Genomic DNA, 18,845 nt, shown 5'->3' with positions numbered 1-18,845 from the left:
TCTCGATGATTTCATCACCCATCCCCCAGGTTGGCACGCGCCGATACCCTGGCAAACACAAGCCGCCGAACGGGGAGTGTGCGCCAAGGATGGGACCCAAAACACAGAGGGTCTACGAGACGATCCGATCATGGATCGAGGACGGTCGGTACAAGGCCGGGGACAAGCTGCCCTCGGAACGGTCGATGTGCGCTGATCTTGAGATCGGGCGTACCGCGCTACGCCAGGTGCTGGCCCGGCTGGTGAGCGAGCACCTGATCAAGGCGTATGACCGCAGCTCGTACCGCGTGCTCGCTGGTGGCGACACTCCGACACCGGCTGAGCGGGAGCCCTGGGTCATCCACGGGTCACGCACGGTGTACGACAACCGGTGGGTCAACCTGGATTTGGTCGACGTGGAGCCCCCCGGCGTTGAGCGCTTCGAGCACCATGTGGTCCGACTGTTCCGGGTAGTCATCACCGCCGTGATCGACGAGCAGGACCGCGTACTGATGCTGTGGCGGTACCGGTTTGTTCCCCAGCAATGGGGCTGGGAGCTGCCCGGAGGAATCGTGGACCCGGGCGAAGAGGCCGCGACGACGGCCGCCCGGGAGACCGAGGAAGAGACGGGCTGGCGGCCCGGCCCAGTGCAGCACGTCACCACCTACCAACCGATGATCGGCATGGTCGACTCTCCCCACGAGATTTTCGTGGCCCGGGGCGCCGAAAAGGTAGGCGAACCTACGGACGCCGAAGAGGCGGGCGAAGTCGCCTGGATCCCTCTGGACGACATCCCGCGCCTTATGTCCGAGGACAAGCTCATGGGGTCGGGCACGCTCGTAGCCTTGCTCCACATCCTGGCGTCGCGCACTACAGGCGCCCGGTAAGCATCTCCACACGCTGGCGATACCGCACGGAACCCGTGCGGTTCGCCACCAATCTGGCTTGCTGGAGATGGGACCGCGCCTCTTCTAGCTCTCCCCGCGCCAGGTGCGCCTGAGTGAGATCGCAGTGAAGGCCAGAGGACGCGCGCACAAAGGACGCATCCGCACTGTCCAGCGACGCGTACAGCTCGTTCATCGCTGAGGCATCCCCAAGTTTGACGAGGACATTTCCCCGCCATCTGGCAAGGTGCCCAGCGTCGAGAAAGATGCTCAGCATGTCGGCATCGCGCGACTCGCCATCATCCGGGAGCAGCGCATTTGCCCGCTCAAGCGCCGTACGTGCCGCCACCTCCATGCTTGGCCCGGCCGCCGCGCACATCTCTGCCTCAGCAGCCGCGAGCCATGCTCGGAGTCTCGGCGACTGTCGCTCGGCATGGGTGCGCTGAGCGTCCCGCACAAGTTCGACTGCAAGCAGCGGGCGGCCGGCATCAGCGAGTACGTACGCCTGCTCGCCCATGGCATGCGCCAGGTACAGCGGAGAGTCGGCATCCTGAGCAGCCTTCTTGGCAAGCTCGTACCGACGCCACGCCCTGTCCACAGCGCCAGCGTCCAGAGCCTGCCACGCGGCAAGAGTCGACGCCCCGGCGAGAGCGGCCGCGATCGGCCGTCGCGCGCCCGGAAGGACCGCGAAGGTCAGCGCATCCTCCATAGCAGCCAGATGGCCGTTCATCTGGTCAACCAAGCCTGATGCGCCCAACTGTCGGTCCATGGTGCGGAGTAGCTCAGTCTGCGCCAAGAAGGAAGGCACCACGGACTCGCTCAAGCTGCTGGCAGCGTCGATCCGGCTCAACAAGTCCGCGTATCCCTCAACCTGCGGCTCTTGCGCTTCAGCCACGCTCCGCAGTTCGGCGTCCGTAACGCCGAGGAGGGATCTGAGGATCACCGCGTACCGGTCCGTGATGGCGCGACGTCCGTTCTCCCACTCCGAGATGTAGGTCTTGAGGCTCGCGGCTGATGCGATATCGAGCAGCCGCTGTTCCGCGAACCGCTGCATCTCGTAGACCAATCGGTCCTGCGACCAACCGCGCGCGGTCCGCGCGGACCTTAACCCCTTAGCCATGCCGCCTCCCGCAAAGCCCCAGGTGAGAGTGGGTTAACACCCCTGAGGTTAACCCCAGTTGGCTACCGAGACCCCCAACTCTGGCCGTTCTCTTGAAGAGCACACCGGCACGCGATCCCCTTCAAGGGGTTGCATCTGGTGCGCACCAGATGTCATTCTGTTGGTGCGCACCAGATGGGTCGAAATGATCCAGTCGGCGTGTGCACGGCCAGGAAAACGCACCCATCAGTGCTTGGTGAGTCCCGCGAAAGCGGGATCCCCCTCTCCCTCCCGGGAGGTGGTTACCGCGCTCACCAAGAAGCTGCTGGTCCTTGTGAACTGAATAGTGAGACATCTGACGGGGTGTGATTCCTCGTCTCCGCAACGGCCCGGGTGACGGCCGCCCGGCGGCCACTTAGAGGCAGGAGAACCCGTCCTGTCCGCGTTCCAGCTCTGGCAAGAGTGCTGGTCATCCCTCCATTGCGTGGAGGGCATTCCCTGGACGCGCCGCCCTGCTGGCGTCAGAGCAGTGACGATGACGCGCCCGATCTTCCCGGCTCGGGGCCGGTACGCCGTGGCAACGGCGTACCGGCGAAGCCTGGTCCACCTACAGCCCCGGCCCGGCCGATCCCGGGCCTACGCCTCGAAAGCAGGCCGGGGCACTCCCGCTGACCAGCGGGCCACTCACGCACCAAGGGAGACCGTCATGTTCCGTACCTCCTCTTCCGCGTCCGACACGCAGAACCGCACCAGCGACGACTTGCAGCGCGAGTACGACCTGATCACCCGCGAGCGCGACGGGGGCCACAACTCGCTCAGCGCGATCAACGCGCAGAACGACATTGCCCGCGAGCTGGAGCGCCGGGAGCGCTGACCCGCCCGACGTCACCGGTACCTCGTCTGGAGTTCGCATGAGCACTGTCGAGATCGTCTCGTTCGGCTACCTGCACGACGCCCCGCCGGTCGCGCACCTCACCATCGACCTGCGGCACCACTTCCGCGACCCGCACGTCTCCCCGGAGCTGCGGTACATGACCGCCGCAGACGCGCCTGTCCGCGACGCAGTACTGAACACCCCCGGCATCACGGGCCTGGTCGACGCCACTGCCACCGCCGTGGCCGCGTTCGCCTCGGGCCCGAGTGCCGGCCCTGTGACCGTGGCCGACGGGTGCGCCGGCGGCCGCCACCGGGCGCCCACTTTCGCTCTCGCGCTGGCCGAGCGGCTGCGCACGGATGGCCACGAGGTCACGGTCACGCACCGGGACATGGCCCGCCCCGTAGTCCAGCGCTGACCACCCCCTCTCGCCTCGGACCCGCCGCTCTATGGCGGGGGCCGCGATGGCGCCCGATCGACTCGGGCCCGGGGCACTGCCACCCCATTGCGGGCGGCTTCCACCAAACGGCGCGCGGCCCCGGTGCTGTCACACCGGAGCCGCTGTTCGGGCCGTTGCCTACTGCTAGGGAGACACGACCCATGAAGAACATCGTTGCAGGTCACGTACCTGTTACCGCGACCGAGTTCATTGAACTGGCTCTCGGGACCCCGGTTGAGCTGTGGCTGGGGGTGGAGGATGAGATGCCCGAGGAGTGGGCGGCCCGCCTGGACGCGGCCCGCGACATCCTCGCCGACCACCCCGACCTGCCCGACCAGATCACCCGGATCGCCGCCGAAGCGATCGAGACGTTCGCCCCGGAGCTGTTCAACGTCGTCCCGCTCACCGGCACCAAGGCCGCCCGGCGGTGCCGGCCGCGGCAGAGCGGGGTGGCGGCATGAACCCGCTGACGCTGGACGGTCTGGCCGTGCCCCTGCGCGCGCTGCGGCTGCTGCCCCTGGACTTCGGCCACCTGCCCGCCCCGGAGATCGATGTCTCGACCATCTACCCGGACCAGCTGGCACTGAGGTTCCACGAGGACCTGCCGGGCTTTGAGGCGTGGCGGGCCGCGCTGGGCATCGCCCCGGACGCGGTGGAACTCCGCACCCAGGGTGCGGGGCAGACATGGCGCTTGCAGGCGGACGTCGACTACGGCGGCGCCCAGATCCACCTCGTCGGCTACGCCGACGTCCCGCCCGGCACGGTCGTGCACACGGATGCGGTGTCGGCGGTGGCGTCATGACCCGGCCCGTGTCCGTCGACGACACCGTGACGGGCGTCGACGTCGCGTCGACGCCCGTCACGGTAGAGCGCGCGATCACCGCGGTTGCGGGTGTGCTGACGGTGCTGTTGACGGCCGCGGCGTTCTGGCTGTCCTACGAGCACTTGCAGGAGGTCGCCGCCCATCACGGCATGGCCCAGGCGGTGGCCCGCTCGTGGGCCTGGCCCGCAACGGTCGACCTGTTCATCGTCATCGGCGAACTCCTCATCCTGCGCGCCTCGTTGGCCCACACGGTCGACTGGTGGGCAATCGGGCTGGTCATCGCCGGAGACGGCGGATCCATCGCCCTCAACGTCGCCGGCGTCGGCGACAACGCCCGGCCGCTGGATTACGTGGTGGCTGCGGTCCCGCCGATCGCCGCCCTCCTGGCGTTCGGCGCCCTGATGCGCCAGGTCCACGCCTACCTCGCCCGCCACGCTCAGACCGCCGTCGACGGCCCGTTGACGGGCGTCGAAACCGCGTCGACGCCCGTCGAAGCCAGCATCTACGACCTGCCCGCCGGCGCATCCGCCGCACCGTCCCGATCCACGATCGAGGCGCCGGTTCGGCCCACTCTCGCGGCACCCGTCGAGGCCTCTTCGACGCCCGTCGCGCCGGAACCGGTCCCCGTCGACGTGCGGCCGACGGCCGTCGATCTGTGCATGCCGGTGATCTACCCCAACCGTGTGGATCAGTTGGTGCGCGCCCTGTACGGGACGGACTTCACGCAGCCGAGCACCGGCCGGATGACACAGGCGATGGCCGCGGCGGGGCTCGGGGGTTCGGAGTCCACCGCCCGCACCGCCCGCAGCCGGGTCAAGGCACGCGAGCCCTACCTGGCCGGCCTGCCGGTGGTCCGCCCGCCGGTCGAGGCGGTGACCGCATGAGCGAGCCGCTCACCTGTCCCGCCCTGTGGCGGCCGGTGATGCAGGCGGCGGGCTTCCGCTGCCAGTGCACCGGGCAGTGCGGCAGCCCCCACGCCAAGGCCAAGGGGCGCTGCCCGCGCGAGCACGACCAGCACGCCAGCAAGCACCGCGGCCCCGTCCACCTGCTCGCCGCCCCCGCCGACCTGGCCCTGTCGCCCGCGAAGGCGGCCCGGGTCCCGCTGGCGGGGCTGCGGGCCTGGTGCCCGGACTGCCACACCGCGGCCCGCCGCACCGCACAGCGCCAACCGGCCCCCGAACAGGCCGGACTCTTCGACCTCTGAGCCCCAAGGAGAGCGACCGTGCACAGCCTCACCAAATACCGCATCATCCGCCTGACGGCGACCATCGCAGCTCTCATGGGCGGCGCCTCCGTCGAACTGTGCCTGCTCAACACGTACGGCGTCCCGCTGCTGCTCGCCCTGCCCTGCGGCCTGGCGGTCGGCATCGGGGTGGGCCGCCTCGTGGAAGACCTGGCCGACTCGTTCGCCACCACGGTCTACCGCTGCCCCGCCACCGGCTGCACCTACAAGGTCAGCGTCGCCCACGTCGATGCGGGCGAGCGCCGCCGCTGGCAGGAAGCCGCAGCCTCCCACCCCCGCCACGAACTCAACCCCCGCTACTGACCAGCACACCCCGAGCGTTCCGACTCCCGAGGAGACCTGCTGTGACCAGTACGCCCAACCCGAAGTCCACCGACCGTCCGCCCGGCAAGACGCCCCAGGGCTCCCATCACTGGGTCCTCACCCTGGAGTTGCCCGGCCGCATGGCGGTCACCGCGACCAACACCTTCACCCCGCTGCCGGGCTGGACGCGCCACGACGTGTTCCAGGCCGTCAAGCGCGAGACCGCCAAGGACTACCCGGAGCTCGCCACCGGGAACGTCGTCTTCTTCTCCCTGGAGCCCAACCGGCTCTGACCTGTGGTTCCGCTACTCGTGCGCAGGGCCCGGACGCCTGCTTTGGACGGCTGCGTCCGGGCCCTGCTCTTGGCTCCCGAAGGGAGTGCGTTCAGCATGACCGAGTTGAGCACCGAACCGGTAGTGGCCCCCGCCGCTCCGGACACCCCGCCACCCTCCACACCTGCCCCCGAGACGCCCACTGCGGGCACCGACATCGAGCACACGCCGGGCGGCTGGCCCGTGGTGCCCCTGGCCCTGTCCGGGGCGAATTCGGCCGTGAGCATGGTCGCCGCCGCCGGGATCGCGGGCGGCCCGATCGCCGCGGTGGTCGCCGCGACCGGCGCCGCCGTGCTCGGCACCATCGCCTCCTACCGCAGCCGCAACCCCCGACCCAGGCAGGCCGCACGCCGGGCAGCGGCCCGCACCGCCGCCCGCCACCACGCCGCCCGCACCCGCTCAGGCGGCCTCAACACCACCCGGCACGGCACCGGTACAACCGGCCGTCGCACGGCGAGCGGCACAGGCCGTGTGCCCGGCCAGAAGCGCGGGGGCTTCGGCGGCGCCGGGCGGTCCGGCCGTGGTGCCGGCGGTCTGGGGCGTGCGGGTGCGGGCAAGCACCGCACTCCGGTGTCCCTGAACAAGCCCGCCGGTCTCAAATCCCCTGGCCGCCGTGCGGCCGGGGACGCGCTGAGGAAGGCCTCGCAGATCAAGGCCTTGCGCGCGGGACAGAAGGGGGCCGGTGGTTCTCGGGGTGAGCGGCGGGCGCAGACCACCGCGGCCCGCCGCGCGGTCGCCGACGCCCGCCGCAACGCCCCCAAGCCCACCAGTCGGCACGGCAGCGGAAACACCCGTCCCAGCACGGGCAAGACCCGCACGCGGGCCGGTGGTCTGGCGGGCCGAATGCTGGGCGGTGCGGGCCGTAAGGCGCGCGCTGTCCGGAACGCGGCCATCGCCAAACAGCGGGAGCGGCGCGACGCCAACGCCCGGGACACAGTGGCCAGTCAGCGCTCCGCCCTGCGCAAGGCGCCGCTGCGCCGGGCGGCCCGCAAGGCACTGCGCCGCTCCGCCACCCGCGAGTACGGCCGCCGCGCGCTCGCCGCCCTGCTGGCCCTGCCGCTCGGCCTGGTGGGGTGCCTGACCAGCCCCATTGGCCGGAAGCTGGGCCTGCCCTTCCTCGTACATCCAGGGCGGCGTCTGTACCGGCGGATGAGGGAGAACGCCGCCGCCCGGCGCTTCCAGCGCGACGACATTGTCCGCGAGGAACTGGCAGTCGCCGAAGCCGCGGTCGACGAGGAGGCCGCCCAGGACGCCACCGAGGAACTGGCCGACCAGGTGGAGCGCCCGGATCACCTGACACCCACCCCTGAAACACCCGTTTCCGTGGAGGACCGCATGTCTGATTTCGCGCCCGGCCAGTCCGGGTTCCGGTTCGAGGAAGTCGCCGAAGAGATGTACCAGGCCGCCGGCTCGTACGAGCCGGAAGGCTGCATGGAGATCCTTTCCATGGTGGTCGGTCTGCCCTACGCGCTGATGGCGGTGGCCAACACCTTCCAGAAGCTGGCCGAGCGCTCCGACTCCGAGTTCCCGTTGGAGAAGGAGGTTGCCGAGGGCTTCACCGACGTCTTCCAGGCCCTGATGAAGGCCGTGGAGGAGGCCGAGGAACTGGTCCCGACGTTCAAGCGCGTGCACGAGCAGGACATCGCCCGCCACGAGGACCCCCGCAACGGGCCGGAAGCCGAGAAGGGCTGGAACGTCTGACATGAGCGCCACCACTGCCGTGAACAGCAAGAAGAAGAGGCAGGCGGACAGTGGCCCGGTGCTGGACTGGAGTGCCGGTCACGGACCCGTGACCGGGGCCCTGTCCGCCACCACCGGAGCCCTCGCCCTCGCCACTACCGGCGCCGCAACCGGCATGCCCCCCGCCTGGGCCCTCGCCGTGGGCGCGGCCGGGGCGCTCGGTCACACGGTGGCCGGGCTCAAGGTCCGCAACGCGGGCCGCACCCTCGCCTTCAAGGCCGCCTCCTGGCTGGTCGGCGCCGGCTGGACCACCTGGGCCATGGCATCGGGCCCGCTGTCGTGGGCCGCACTCGGCTCGCTCGCCGCCATCGGCGTCGGGATGGGCGCCGGCGCCCGCTCGATGGCCCTGTATGAGGAGGCCCGCGAAGACGAAGCCATCGCCGCCGCCGAACGCCAGGTCGCGCTCGAGCTGTCGGCGGAGCGCCGCGCGATCGCAGCCGAGTGGGTGGAGCGCATCCAACGGCTGTGCAACGTCACCGTGCGCGTTCTGGCGGTCGAGCTGTGGGAGACCGGCAACGGCTACTCCCTCGACCTCGAACCCCAGGGCGGCATCACCCACAACCGGCTCGACCAGCACAGCGTGGCGCTGTCCGCGGACGCCAAGCTGCCGCACGGCTGCACCGCGGCGTTCAGCCCCGGCATCGACCAGGGCCGCGCCATCCTGGACGTCACCACCAGGAACGTTCTCGCCGAACTGCGCGACTACCCCGACGACTACGGGCCGCTGTCCGTGCTCACCGGCATCCCCTGGGGCTTTCGCACCAACGGCGACGAGGTACCGGTCTACCTGCGCGAGCAGTGCGCCCTCGTGGTCGGCCCTACCGGGTCGGGCAAGTCGAACATGGTGCACGACATCCTTACCGGGTTCGCCCGCGCCACCGACGCGTTGACCTGGGTCATCGACCTCAACGCCGGATCGGCCGGACTGCCCTGGGTGCTGCCCGCCCTGAACGGCACCCTGACCCGCGAGGACGGCAAGCCGGTCCGGCCCGGCATTGACTGGCTGGCCGGTACGTATGAGGAAGCCCTCCTGATGCTGGACGCCGCCCTCGCCGTCGGGCTGCAACGCAAACGCGCCTACCAAGACCTGATGGCCAGCCACGACACCGACCTCCTGCCGATCAGCGCGCAGATCCCTCAGATCATGCTGGTGGTCGATGAGGGTGCGGAGATCCTGGTCAGCACCGACCGGCGGATGAAGGAACTCGCCAAGAAGATTCTCGAAGTGATCCGGATGCTGCGCGCCATGGGCGTCCGCACGGTGCTCACCGCGCTCGGGGCCACCGGCAGTGTGCTCGGCAACCTCCTCATCCGCCGCGAGGCCAAGGTGAGGGTCGCGCTGACCGGTGGCGAGAAGGAGGGCATGGACCTGTCCAAGATGTTCCCCGGCCGCCGCGGCCTCAACGTTGACCAGGCCCCCTACAAGGGATCCGGTTTCATGGGCACCCCCGAATCACCCGGGGCGCTGTTCAAGGCGTGGCGGATCAAGCCCTCCCAGATCCGGGACATCACCCTCGCCACCTCCGACCGTCACCCCCGCCTGGACGAGGTGTCCGCGAAGGCAGCAGGCACTGCGTATGCCCGGCGCTGGGATGCGGAGCGCACGGGGTGGATGCGCGACCTCACCGGCAACGGCTCGGGCGCGGGCGCCGAGCCTGCCTCGGCAGGGTCCGAGAGCCCGGCGGGTGGCCTCAACCTGTCCGCGCTGCGGGGGGAGGCTGGGCAGAGTGCCCAGCCACGCGAGGATGAGTTGCTGCGTCGGTTCCGCGAGGAGATCGACGCCGAGTTCGCCACCGCCCCCGACCCCAGCACGCCCCCGGCCGGGCCTGGGCTGAACCTGTCCGCGCTGCGTGGACAGGACGAGAGTGGGCCCGACTGGCTCCCGCAGGCCATCGAAGCAATCCGGGAAGCGGGGGCCGCGGGTATGAAGCCGTCCGCCGTCGCGGACCTGGTCGGCCGCAGTCGCCAAGCCGTCCGGGACGCGCTCAAAGCGGCTGTCGAGCGCGGTGAACTTGTCTACCGGGACAACGGACCGCACTCGGTGTACGTCCATCCCGATCACGCCTGACGGCTCACTGAGCGCTACTGGCTAGTGGCTACTGCCAACTTGCCACTAGCCACTAGAACGGCCCCCTACTGCCCACCAGGCCCCTCTACATGGGCGTTTGCCGGTAGCCACTAACCACTAGGCAGTAGCCAGTACGACCACACACCGTCACCGACTCCCGGCGGGCGGCACGCTGCGCCACGTCGTCCGCCGGCCTGCCCCGGGAGGCTGCTCGTGATCGTCACCCTGTCCGCCGTCGCCTTCTTCGGCGCCCTCACCTTCCTTCTGTTCCGCAACCGCGAAGTCGGTTTCCTCAGCGCGCTCGTGCTGTTCCTGTTCGGGTTCTTCACCGCCGCGACCGGCGCCGCCGGACCCATCCGCTCAATGTGCGAAGCGGTCGTCACCGCCCTCAACCACGTCGCCTGAAAACCCTGTTGAAGGGAGCGTCTTGTGCCCTATGACGCCGCCTACGAGATCACCACCGCCGCGCTCCACCCCGACCCGCTCGCCTACCGGCCCGCCCCGGCACGAGCGGTCATGCTGCCCCAGGAGATTCCGCCGGGGGTCCAGCTCGTGACCCTGCCGGACGGTCAGCGGGCGCTCGCCTACGTTCAGCCGCCCGCCCACACCCCGGCCGCCGTGCCCGCCGCGGCGCGGCCGGTTCCGGCGTGGGCCAAGACCACCGCCCTGCTCGCCCCGACCGTCGGCTTCGGTATCGCCGCGGGCGGGATCGGGCTTTCCTACGCAGCCCCGGGACTGATCGCCATGAGCCACGCCCTGTGGGCGGCCGGCGCCTTCCTCGTCGCCGCCGTCATCGGCGTCCCCGCCCTGCTCGGCGGCGCCCGCCGCCGCGCGACGGGACCGACGCAGATCACCCAGAACATCACCGCGACCGGCCTGTTCGGCCGCGCCAACGGCACCATCAACCACGACTGAGGAGGCCGTCATGGCCTGCCGCTCCTGCACCGGACACCACCCCGTCCGCCTCGACACCTTCCCCGCCGGAGACCCCCGCGCCTCCCTCCGAGCCGCGCACCGCGCCACCGAAGCCCGCGCCGCCGCGCCCGGACCGGTGCACGTCCACTACGACGTGCTCACCGACACCTTCGCCGTCATCCGCACCGACCAGAACTGAGGAGAACGCCATGTCGTTCGGAGAGACCCCGATCACCGTCATCGGAAACCTGACCGCCGACCCGGAACTGAGGTTCACGCCTGCCGGGGCCGCGCTCGCGAAGTTCACCATCGCCGCCACCCCCCGCACCTACGACAAGGACTCGGGGAAGTGGACCGACGGCACCGCCACGTTCTTCCGCTGCGCCGCCTGGCGCCAGCTCGCCGAGCACGTCGCCGACAGCCTGACCAAGGGCTCCCGCGTGGTCGCCTTCGGCCGGATCCGTCAGCACAACTGGCAGACCCCGGAGGGCGAGAACCGCTCCATGCTCGCCCTGGAGATCGACGAGATCGGCGCGAGCCTCCGGTTCACCACTGTCGCCATCGCCGCCAAGCGCCCCGCCACCCCGGCCACGCCCGGGGACGACGCCTGGGGTGACGCGGGCGACGGCCCCGCCGCGAAGAGTGGCGACGAGCCCCCGTTCTAGCTGCGCCAAGGGCGGCCCCCGTCTCGCCAAAGTCACGGGCCGCCCTTGCCAACCAGTCCACAACAGACCTGTTGGAGGCACTCCCGCATGACCCACCACCCCGCCGTACCGCCGGAGGGCGGCAACATCAGCCTGTGCACCGGCTCCGCCGCGCTGGACCAGGCCGTGGAAGCCGTCACCGGCCTGCCCACGGTCCTGGTCGGCGAGAAGGACCCGGCCGCCTCCCGGCTGCTGGCCGCCCGCCTGCCCCACGCCCGCAACCTGGGCGACATCACCGCCGTCGACTGGGCGAACCTTGCCGCGACGGTGCCGCGTCCGGCGGCGCTGACCGCCGGGTTTCCCTGCCAGGACATCAGCAATGCCGGACCTCGGGGAGGGATCGCCGGTGACCGCTCAGGACTGTGGAAAACCATCGCTCACGGAGCCATTCGCCACCTTCGACCCCGCCTCGTCTTCCTGGAAAACGTCGCCGCCCTGCGCAGCCGGGGACTCGACGTCGTCGCCGCCGACCTGGCCGCGCTCGGGTATGACGCACGCTGGATGTGCCTACGCGCTGGAGATCCCGAAGTCGGCGCCTGCCACCGCCGCGACCGCTGGTTCGCGATCGCCTATCCCGCTGCTGAAGACCCCCACCTCACAGTTGGGACGCAACGGGGGACCGCAGCACCCGGACAAGCGCAAGGCCGGCGGGCACGGGCCGACGCTGGAGGACGAAGTGGTCTTCTTGCTGCCTCCGACGGCCGCATGAGTCTGCTGCCCACCCCGGCCGCCGCCGACGGCACCGGCGGCCCCGGAACCTCCCCGAAACGGCGGGGCGGCATGAACCTGCGCACCGCCGTCACCCTGCTGCCCACGCCCGCGGCCCGGGACTGGAAGTCCGGAGCCTCCAACCTCCTGGGCATCAACTCCCGTCCCCTGAACGAGGTGGTGGTGAACCTGCTGCCGACCCCGAAGGCATCGGACGGGCCGCACGGTGGACCGAACCAGCGTGACCGGGCCGGAACCTACTACCTGCCCGGTCAGGCCGTACGCCTGGACGGGCAGTGGGTGGCGACCAACGGCACCGACTACGGCCCCGCCATCCGCCGGTGGGAACAGGTGCTTGGGCGCCGGGCGCCGGAGCCGACCGAGCCGGGCACCAAGGGCAACCGCCGCCTGTCCCCGGCATTCGTGGAATGGATGATGGGCGCCGAGCCCGGCTGGGTCACCAGCCCGGACCTGGGTCTGTCCCGCTCCGACCAGCTCAAAATCCTCGGCAACGGCGTCGTCATCCACCAGGCCGCACTGGCCTACCGCGCCCTGCTCGCCACCCTCGCACGCCAAGCCGCGACTCCCGCCGCTGCACAACTCGCCCTGGACATCGCCTAGCTATGCCAAGGGCGGCCCCCGTCTCGCCAAAGTCACGGGCCGCCCTTGCCAACCAGTCCACAACAGACCTGTTGGAGGCATCCAGCATGACCCAACCCACCCCTCCTGCGCGAGTGGCCCTCACGCTGGCCGCCGCCGGGGTACCCGTTCTGCCGCTGCGGCACGGCAAGGTGCCTGTCGGCAACTGCCCCGCCTGCACCCGCAACGCGTGCGGCGGCCGGCCGAACATGAAGACCTCCGGGCCCTGTGCCTGCCCGGCCCCCTGCCACGCGTGGGCCGCCGCCACCACCGACCCTGCCGTCCTCACCTCGCCCGCGTGGGCGTCAGCCTGGCGTGAGGCCGTCGGCGTCGGCTACCACCCGGGCGGCGCGCGGCTCACCGTCGTCGACCTCGACACCCCGGACGCCGTCACCTGGGCACAGCGCAACCTGCCCGCCACGAGGACCGTGACAACCACACGCGGCCAGCACTGGATCTACCAGGGCACCATGCCCTCCGGGAACGCCGTCCGCCCGGGCATCGACATCAAATCCCGCAGCCAGTACGCCCGTTGGCTCGGCCCCGGCACGGGACGCATGATCTTCCTGCCGTCCGCCGTCCGCGCCCTGTCGGCACGGGAAGAAGCCACCCCGCCCCCGGGCGCGGGGGTGGCCTCTTCCCCGCGCGAGCGCTCCGCGTGGGACCGGACGGTGGCCACCGGATGCCGCCACACCGAGGCCTACGTCCGCACCGGACTGGAACGCGGCCTGGCCAGGATCCGCGAGCACACCGAATCGGGCGCCGGCTCCCAGGCCTTCGGCGTCGCCCGCTTCCTCGCCGCACAGCACACCGCATGCCCCGGACCCTGTGGCCTGGACATCCTCGCCGGGCACATCGTGGACGCGGCAGTCGGCGTGGGGGTCCCGGAGGACTATGCGGCCCGCGCGGTCGCCAACGGCCTCGCCGAGGGCAGCGGGCGGGCCGGATGACCCCCCACGAAGCCCCAATGGGGCTGCACCCCGCCGCCTGCGCCCTACCGGACCGCGAGACAGGCGGTCGAAAAGACGACGCCGAAGGCGTCCTTTCAGCTCTTCCCCCCGAGCACGACCCCAGCCCTGCCCCATTGGCCGGCACCTCCGGACGGAGGACGCCGGATGTGGCCAGAGAGGAAGAGTTGCCCGCGCCGTCCCATCCGATGGCTGTCGCCCGCCGTCTGCTGCCCGACTGGCAGACCGAGACCGGACGGCTCATCTACCGGCGCTGGCGCTCCTCGTGGATGCGTTGGAACGGCACCTGCTGGCGGGAGATCGACGAGGACGAGGTACGCGCCGGCATGTACGAGCGACTGGAACACGCGATCTTCCGGGCCCCCACCAAGGAAGGCGAGACCGAAGAACGCGACTGGGCGCCGACCAAGCAGAAGATCAGCAATCTTCTGGACGCGCTCGGCGCGATTACGCTCCTGCCGGCCGACACGGACACCCCGACGTGGCTGAACGGCGAGCAGGACGACGGCCCGATCGTCGCCTGTGAGAACGGGCTGCTGCGCATCCGGGACCGGGCCCTGCTCCCGCACACCCCCGGGTTCTTCAACCTCGTGTCCGTCCCTTTCGCCTACGATCCGGACGCCACGGCCCCGGAATGGGACAGGTTCTTGTCCGACGTGTGGCCCGACGATCCCGATGCCATCACCGCAGTTCAGGAATGGTTCGGATACGTCCTGTCCGGCCGCACCGACCTCCAGAAGATCCTCCTCATGGTCGGCCCCTCACGATCCGGCAAGGGCACCATCGCCCGGATCCTGAAAGCCATGGTCGGCAAGGAGAACTTGGCCGGCCCGACCCTGGCCGGGCTCGGCTCGAACTTCGGACTGTCCACGCTGGTCGGGAAGTCTCTCGCGCTGATCTCCGACGCGCGTCTGTCCAGTCGGGATGGCGGGCAGGTCGTCGAACGGCTCCTCACGATCTCCGGTGAGGACACCATCGACATCGACCGCAAGTACCGCCAGCCCTGGACCGGCAAGCTCCCCACCCGCCTGATGATCCTGTCCAACGAACTCCCGCACTTCGGGGACTCCTCCGGCGTCATCGCCAACCGGTTCGTCCTGCTCAGCATGCGCGTCTCCTGGCTCGGCAAAGAAGACCCGGGTCTGCTGGACCGCCTGTTGGCGGAGCTGCCAGGGATCTTCAACTGGGCACTGGAAGGGCTCGCCCGAATCGGACGCACCAACCGGATCACCGAACCCGCCTCCAGTCGCGACGCGGTCACCACCATGCGCGACACCGCATCCCCTACCAGCGCGTTCGTCCGCGAACGCTGCACCACTGGACCTGCCTGCACCATCCCCGTCGACGACTTGTGGAACGTCTGGCGGGAATGGGCCGAAGACAACGGCGTGAGCCACGGCACGAAGCAGGTCTTCGGCCGCAACCTGCTCTCCGTCGTCCCTCAGCTCAACCGGGCACGGCCGCGCGACCAGTACGGCCGGCAGGTCGCCACCTACAGCGGGATCACCCTCAACAGGGTCAGTCCACATTCGCCTGAGTCGCGACTCACCGCGACTCAAGCCCCCTCGAACCCCTCTGAGTCGCGGTGAGTCGCGACTCAGAGCAATGTGCTTCCAACTCGCGGAGGACACCGTGGCCCCGCTCAACCGGCAAGAGACAACCGATCCCCGCTCAACGCTCCGGGGCGGCCTCCCGGACCGCTACCTGACGCCCGAGGACATCGCCGAGATGTTCTCAGTGCCGATCGAAACGGTCTATCACTGGCGCAAGCAACGAACTGGTCCTCCCGGTTTTCGCGTAGGCCGCCACGTCCGCTATGACCCCGCCACTGTCCTCGGTTGGGTCGCTGAACAGGCCGAACAGTCGGCCGCTTGATTCCCCTGAGTCCGTGGCGCTCCACTTCTGGAGCGTCACGGACTCCCTGTTTTCGGAAAGGACCATCGTCCAGATGGCAGGCCACATCCAAGACCGTTGGTACAAAGCCGAGTTCGGGCCTGATGGCAAGTCACGTCGGGTCAAGTCCGACCGCTACGGCCTGGGGCTCCGCTACCGGGCTCGGTACATCGGGCCCGATGGAACCGAAAGGTCCAAGAGCTTCCCCGACAAGCAGAAACGGCTTGCCGAGAAGTGGCTCTCGAACATCGAGGCCGACATGTCCCGAGGGCAGTACATCGACCCGAAGGCCGGCCGGATCACCTTCCAGAGCTACGCCACGAAGTGGCTGGCGGGGCAGGCGTCGGCCCTGTCGAGCCAGATCGAGATCGAGCGACGGCTCAGGCTGCACGCGTTCCCGCTGATTGGCTCCCGCCCGCTCGATTCGTTCCGGCCCCAGCACATCCGGGAGTTGCTCGGTGCGTTGGAGGCCAGCTGCGTCAGTAGCTCGTACGCGCGGAACATCTACAGCGATGTCCGCGCGGTTCTATCCGCCGCCGTGGATGACGAGCTGCTCCCCCGAAACCCCTGTGCTGTGAAGTCGGTTCGGCCGCCGACAAGCGAGCCTCGGAGGGTCATCCCCTGGAACGCCGAGCAGGTGCGTGCCGTGCGCGCCGCCCTGGCAGACAGGTACCGGGCCATGGCCGATATCGGGGCGGGGTGCGGTCTCCGCCAGGGTGAGATCGTTGGTCTCGCCGAGGACGCCGTGGACATTGAGGGCGGAGTGTTGCGCGTGGTCCGGCAAGTAAAGCTCATCCGGGGAACCGCCGTGTTCGCCCCTCCCAAATGCGACAAGGAACGGGACGTACCGCTGCCCGCCTACGTGGCTGGCTCTCTGCTGGAACACATGGCCACGCTCAAGCCCGTGGAAATCACCCTGCCGTGGCGGAAGCCGGATGGCCCCAAGGTGACGGCACGGCTCCTGTTCACCAACCGAGCGCACGGCGTGGTCTGGCGCAGCAACTTCAACATTCAGGAGTGGAAGCCAGCGCTTGCGGCGGCCGGAATCATCCCGCAACCCAAAGAGGGTGGTGCCTACGCCTCAGCACGAGAGCACGGTATGCACGCGCTCAGACACTTCTACGCCTCGCTGCTCCTGGACGCCGGCGAGAGCATCAAGGCAGTGAGCCAGTACCTGGGGCACTCTGACCCCGCGCTGACACTCCGGGTGTACGCCCACCTCATGCCCACGAGTCTGGAGCGCACCCGGAAGGCGGTCGACGGGCTGTTCCTGCCCACTCAAAGCCCCATTGACGGCCCACAGACGGCCCCGTGAACCAGCGAGGCCCCGAATCTGCACTCAACGTGCAGGTCAGGGGCCCTTTCTGGCCCAACTCCGGTGAGTTCTCCGGGCTTGGGCATGGTTCCTCAAGTGTCTCAGACGTACGGAAAAGGGCTCGCCGTCCTGTGGACGACGAGCCCTCACCGTGCAAAGCGATACGAAAACGCAGGTCAGCCGGTTCCCACGAACACCACGAGCAGCAGCCACACCACGGGGGCCGTCGGCAGCAGGGAGTCCAGGCGGTCCATGATGCCCCCGTGGCCGGGGAGCAGCGTGCCCATGTCCTTGATGCCCAGGTCCCGCTTGATCATCGACTCGCCGAGGTCGCCGAGCGTGGCGCTGGCCGCGACCGCGAGGCCCAGGAGCAGGCCCTGCCACCACGTGCCGTCGTCGATGAGGAACTGCATGCACAGCGCGCCCGCCACCATCGCGAACGACACCGCGCCGAAGAGGCCCTCGCGGGTCTTTCCGGGGCTGATGCGCGGCGCCAGCTTGTGCTTGCCGAAGCGCCAGCCGACCGCGTACGCGCCCGTGTCGCTGACCACGGTGAGCAGCAGGAAGACGAACACCCGCCAGGGGCCGTCGTCCGCCGTGAGCAGCATCGCGACGAACGTGGCGAGGAACGGCACGTAGAACGCCGCGAAGACGCCCGCCGTGACGTCCCGCAGATAGCCCTCGGGCGGCTCGGTCATCCGCCACACCAGCACCGCGAGCGAGGTGAGCGCCATCGCGACCCAGGCGCCCTCGGCACCGCTGACGTACCCGGCGACGACCATCGCCGCGCCGCCGACCGCGAGCGGCACCAGCGGCGCCTTGATCTGCTTGCGCTCCTCCAGGCGGCTCGTCAGCTCCCACAGCCCGACGACCACGGCGACCGCGATGACGCCGACGAAGACGGCCTTGACGACGAAGAGCGACGCGAGGATGACCACGCCGAGCCCCACGCCGACCCCTATCGCGGCCCGCAGATCGCGGCCCGCCTTCTTCTTCTCCGGCTGGGCGGGCACGGACGGCATGGGCGGGGTGCTTGCCATGGGCTCCTGCGGCGTCTCGTCGCGGAACAGGGGACCGCCCGGCAGAGCGGCCCCCAGGTCACGTTCGTCGCGGTCGTCGGCGCCTCTGCCTGCGTCGGGCACGATGGGCATCTGCTGCGTCCTCGACGGAGGCGGGGCGTCATACGCATCGTATGCAGGCCCCGCCGGGAACGCCCCCTGGGAAGGCCCCTCGGGGGTTCCCCAGTATTCGGGTCTCGGCGGAGCCCCCCAGGAAGAGTCGTTCATCAGACCTCGAGCAGCTCGGCTTCCTTGTGCTTGAGCAGCTCGTCGACCTGCGCCACGTACTTGGCGGTGGTGTCGTCGAGCTCCTTCTCCGCACGGCGGACCTCGTCCTCGCCGGACTCCTTGTCCTTGACGAGCTTGTCGAGGGCGTCCTTCGCCTTGCGGCGCACGGCGCGGATCGACACCTTGGAGTCCTCGGCCTTGGTGCGCGCGACCTTGATGTAGTCCTTGCGGCGCTCCTCGGTGAGCTCCGGGAAGTTCACGCGGATGATGCTGCCGTCGTTGCTCGGGTTGACGCCGAGGTCCGAGTCGCGGATGGCCTGCTCGATGTTGCGCAGCGCGCTCTTGTCGAACGGGGTCACCACCGCCATGCGCGGCTCCGGCACCGAGAACGAGGCGAGCTGGTTGATCGGCGTCAGCGCGCCGTAGTAGTCCGCCACGATCTTGTTGAACATCGCCGGGTGCGCACGCCCGGTGCGGATCGCGGCGAAGTCCTCCTTGGCGACCACGACGGCCTTCTCCATCTTCTCCTCGGCCTCGAGGAGGGTTTCTTCGATCACCACTTGCTCCTGCATGTCTTGGGTGGGCCGGGAGTTCTCAGTGCGACCTGAGCCGTTGAGCCCCGGATAACCAGCG

The 18,845-nt window shown here is 69.8% G+C and carries 23 protein-coding genes; 20 read left to right on the top strand and 3 right to left on the bottom strand.

From position 1 onward, the window contains the following. Positions 1–89 precede the first annotated feature (89 nt). Complete coding sequence (locus AC07F3_RS26590) at positions 90–866, top strand: NUDIX domain-containing protein (RefSeq protein WP_479116937.1); 777 nt, start codon at positions 90–92, stop codon at positions 864–866. Here AC07F3_RS26590 and AC07F3_RS26585 read toward each other — a convergent pair. Next, positions 850–1,983: a helix-turn-helix domain-containing protein gene (locus tag AC07F3_RS26585; RefSeq protein ID WP_479116936.1), complete on the bottom strand. Its 1,134-nt coding sequence runs from the start codon at positions 1,981–1,983 to the stop codon at positions 850–852. The genes AC07F3_RS26590 and AC07F3_RS26585 overlap by 17 nt on opposite strands. A gap of 685 nt (positions 1,984–2,668) precedes the next feature. Here AC07F3_RS26585 and AC07F3_RS26580 point away from each other — a divergent pair. The 19 genes from AC07F3_RS26580 (at position 2,669) to AC07F3_RS26490 (ending at position 16,926) form a co-directional block, all read left to right on the top strand. Beyond that, positions 2,669–2,836, top strand: a complete 168-nt coding sequence (locus tag AC07F3_RS26580; protein WP_479116935.1) for a hypothetical protein — start codon at positions 2,669–2,671, stop codon at positions 2,834–2,836. Between the two features lie 37 nt (positions 2,837–2,873). Next, entirely contained in the window at positions 2,874–3,254 is a 381-nt protein-coding gene (locus tag AC07F3_RS26575; RefSeq protein WP_479116934.1) for a RapZ C-terminal domain-containing protein, read from the top strand. A 182-nt stretch (positions 3,255–3,436) separates the two neighbouring features. Further along, on the top strand, positions 3,437–3,736 hold the full coding sequence (locus tag AC07F3_RS26570; protein ID WP_479116933.1) for a hypothetical protein: 300 nt from the start codon (positions 3,437–3,439) through the stop codon (positions 3,734–3,736). Further along, a complete protein-coding gene (locus AC07F3_RS26565; RefSeq protein WP_479116932.1) occupies positions 3,733–4,077 on the top strand; it encodes a hypothetical protein in 345 nt (114 codons plus the stop codon). Before AC07F3_RS26570 ends, AC07F3_RS26565 begins: the two co-directional genes overlap by 4 nt. Then, a complete protein-coding gene (locus tag AC07F3_RS26560; protein ID WP_479116931.1) occupies positions 4,074–4,982 on the top strand; it encodes a DUF2637 domain-containing protein in 909 nt (302 codons plus the stop codon). Before AC07F3_RS26565 ends, AC07F3_RS26560 begins: the two co-directional genes overlap by 4 nt. After that, entirely contained in the window at positions 4,979–5,302 is a 324-nt protein-coding gene (locus AC07F3_RS26555; protein ID WP_479116930.1) for a hypothetical protein, read from the top strand. The genes AC07F3_RS26560 and AC07F3_RS26555 overlap by 4 nt, the downstream gene beginning before the upstream one ends. 18 nt (positions 5,303–5,320) lie before the next feature. After that, positions 5,321–5,644: a hypothetical protein gene (locus AC07F3_RS26550; protein WP_479116929.1), complete on the top strand. Its 324-nt coding sequence runs from the start codon at positions 5,321–5,323 to the stop codon at positions 5,642–5,644. A 41-nt stretch (positions 5,645–5,685) separates the two neighbouring features. Further along, positions 5,686–5,937 (top strand): hypothetical protein, encoded by a 252-nt coding sequence (locus tag AC07F3_RS26545; RefSeq protein WP_479116928.1) that lies wholly within the window; start codon positions 5,686–5,688, stop codon positions 5,935–5,937. Between the two features lie 96 nt (positions 5,938–6,033). Continuing rightward, entirely contained in the window at positions 6,034–7,677 is a 1,644-nt protein-coding gene (locus AC07F3_RS26540; protein WP_479116927.1) for a hypothetical protein, read from the top strand. Between the two features lies 1 nt (position 7,678). Beyond that, the gene (locus AC07F3_RS26535) at positions 7,679–9,784 is read left to right on the top strand and encodes a hypothetical protein (protein WP_479116926.1); all 2,106 of its coding nucleotides are present in this window, start codon (positions 7,679–7,681) and stop codon (positions 9,782–9,784) included. Between the two features lie 213 nt (positions 9,785–9,997). After that, positions 9,998–10,189, top strand: a complete 192-nt coding sequence (locus AC07F3_RS26530; RefSeq protein WP_479116925.1) for a hypothetical protein — start codon at positions 9,998–10,000, stop codon at positions 10,187–10,189. Positions 10,190–10,213: 24 nt separating this feature from the next. Then, entirely contained in the window at positions 10,214–10,699 is a 486-nt protein-coding gene (locus tag AC07F3_RS26525) for a hypothetical protein (RefSeq protein WP_479116924.1), read from the top strand. A 10-nt stretch (positions 10,700–10,709) separates the two neighbouring features. Continuing rightward, a complete protein-coding gene (locus AC07F3_RS26520) occupies positions 10,710–10,898 on the top strand; it encodes a hypothetical protein (RefSeq protein WP_479116923.1) in 189 nt (62 codons plus the stop codon). 10 nt (positions 10,899–10,908) lie between these two features. Further along, the gene (gene ssb, locus AC07F3_RS26515; protein WP_479116922.1) at positions 10,909–11,364 is read left to right on the top strand and encodes a single-stranded DNA-binding protein; all 456 of its coding nucleotides are present in this window, start codon (positions 10,909–10,911) and stop codon (positions 11,362–11,364) included. A gap of 87 nt (positions 11,365–11,451) precedes the next feature. Next, positions 11,452–12,732 (top strand): DNA cytosine methyltransferase, encoded by a 1,281-nt coding sequence (locus AC07F3_RS26510; RefSeq protein ID WP_479116921.1) that lies wholly within the window; start codon positions 11,452–11,454, stop codon positions 12,730–12,732. Positions 12,733–12,818: 86 nt separating this feature from the next. Then, a complete protein-coding gene (locus AC07F3_RS26505) occupies positions 12,819–13,700 on the top strand; it encodes a bifunctional DNA primase/polymerase (protein WP_479116920.1) in 882 nt (293 codons plus the stop codon). Positions 13,701–13,717: 17 nt separating this feature from the next. After that, a complete protein-coding gene (locus tag AC07F3_RS26500; RefSeq protein WP_479116919.1) occupies positions 13,718–15,307 on the top strand; it encodes a DNA primase family protein in 1,590 nt (529 codons plus the stop codon). A gap of 16 nt (positions 15,308–15,323) precedes the next feature. Continuing rightward, on the top strand, positions 15,324–15,593 hold the full coding sequence (locus tag AC07F3_RS26495; RefSeq protein ID WP_479116918.1) for a helix-turn-helix transcriptional regulator: 270 nt from the start codon (positions 15,324–15,326) through the stop codon (positions 15,591–15,593). Positions 15,594–15,666: 73 nt separating this feature from the next. After that, positions 15,667–16,926, top strand: a complete 1,260-nt coding sequence (locus tag AC07F3_RS26490) for a tyrosine-type recombinase/integrase (protein ID WP_479117038.1) — start codon at positions 15,667–15,669, stop codon at positions 16,924–16,926. Positions 16,927–17,102: 176 nt separating this feature from the next. On the opposite strand, the gene AC07F3_RS26485 is transcribed toward AC07F3_RS26490, so the two are convergent. Both AC07F3_RS26485 and frr read right to left on the bottom strand, forming a co-directional pair. Further along, positions 17,103–18,212 carry a phosphatidate cytidylyltransferase gene (locus tag AC07F3_RS26485; protein ID WP_479116917.1) on the bottom strand — a complete coding sequence of 370 codons (1,110 nt, stop codon included), beginning with the start codon at positions 18,210–18,212 and terminating at the stop codon, positions 17,103–17,105. Continuing rightward, positions 18,212–18,769 (bottom strand): ribosome recycling factor, encoded by a 558-nt coding sequence (frr, locus tag AC07F3_RS26480; RefSeq protein ID WP_120727660.1) that lies wholly within the window; start codon positions 18,767–18,769, stop codon positions 18,212–18,214. Before frr ends, AC07F3_RS26485 begins: the two co-directional genes overlap by 1 nt. Positions 18,770–18,845: the final 76 nt, after the last annotated feature.

The sequence above is a fragment of the Streptomyces sp. NPDC045846 genome (assembly GCF_056431605.1).
Note: the sequence above shows the minus strand (reverse complement) of the source record. Positions and strands in the feature narration are given on the sequence as shown.

Excerpts from the sequence above, each read along its gene's own strand:
- AC07F3_RS26535 (WP_479116926.1), top strand. The coding sequence starts at position 7,679 with ATGAGCGCCACCACTGCCGTGAACAGCAAGAAGAAGAGGCAGGCGGAC.
- AC07F3_RS26505 (WP_479116920.1), top strand. The coding sequence starts at position 12,819 with ATGACCCAACCCACCCCTCCTGCGCGAGTGGCCCTCACGCTGGCCGCC.
- AC07F3_RS26540 (WP_479116927.1), top strand. The coding sequence starts at position 6,034 with ATGACCGAGTTGAGCACCGAACCGGTAGTGGCCCCCGCCGCTCCGGAC.
- AC07F3_RS26490 (WP_479117038.1), top strand. The coding sequence starts at position 15,667 with ATGGCAGGCCACATCCAAGACCGTTGGTACAAAGCCGAGTTCGGGCCT.
- AC07F3_RS26510 (WP_479116921.1), top strand. The coding sequence starts at position 11,452 with ATGACCCACCACCCCGCCGTACCGCCGGAGGGCGGCAACATCAGCCTG.
- AC07F3_RS26495 (WP_479116918.1), top strand. The coding sequence starts at position 15,324 with ATGTGCTTCCAACTCGCGGAGGACACCGTGGCCCCGCTCAACCGGCAA.
- ssb (WP_479116922.1), top strand. The coding sequence starts at position 10,909 with ATGTCGTTCGGAGAGACCCCGATCACCGTCATCGGAAACCTGACCGCC.
- AC07F3_RS26585 (WP_479116936.1), bottom strand. The coding sequence starts at position 1,983 with ATGGCTAAGGGGTTAAGGTCCGCGCGGACCGCGCGCGGTTGGTCGCAG.
- AC07F3_RS26565 (WP_479116932.1), top strand. The coding sequence starts at position 3,733 with ATGAACCCGCTGACGCTGGACGGTCTGGCCGTGCCCCTGCGCGCGCTG.
- AC07F3_RS26555 (WP_479116930.1), top strand. The coding sequence starts at position 4,979 with ATGAGCGAGCCGCTCACCTGTCCCGCCCTGTGGCGGCCGGTGATGCAG.
- AC07F3_RS26520 (WP_479116923.1), top strand. The coding sequence starts at position 10,710 with ATGGCCTGCCGCTCCTGCACCGGACACCACCCCGTCCGCCTCGACACC.
- AC07F3_RS26580 (WP_479116935.1), top strand. The coding sequence starts at position 2,669 with ATGTTCCGTACCTCCTCTTCCGCGTCCGACACGCAGAACCGCACCAGC.
- AC07F3_RS26570 (WP_479116933.1), top strand. The coding sequence starts at position 3,437 with ATGAAGAACATCGTTGCAGGTCACGTACCTGTTACCGCGACCGAGTTC.
- AC07F3_RS26485 (WP_479116917.1), bottom strand. The coding sequence starts at position 18,212 with ATGAACGACTCTTCCTGGGGGGCTCCGCCGAGACCCGAATACTGGGGA.
- AC07F3_RS26575 (WP_479116934.1), top strand. The coding sequence starts at position 2,874 with ATGAGCACTGTCGAGATCGTCTCGTTCGGCTACCTGCACGACGCCCCG.
- AC07F3_RS26590 (WP_479116937.1), top strand. The coding sequence starts at position 90 with ATGGGACCCAAAACACAGAGGGTCTACGAGACGATCCGATCATGGATC.
- AC07F3_RS26560 (WP_479116931.1), top strand. The coding sequence starts at position 4,074 with ATGACCCGGCCCGTGTCCGTCGACGACACCGTGACGGGCGTCGACGTC.
- AC07F3_RS26500 (WP_479116919.1), top strand. The coding sequence starts at position 13,718 with ATGGGGCTGCACCCCGCCGCCTGCGCCCTACCGGACCGCGAGACAGGC.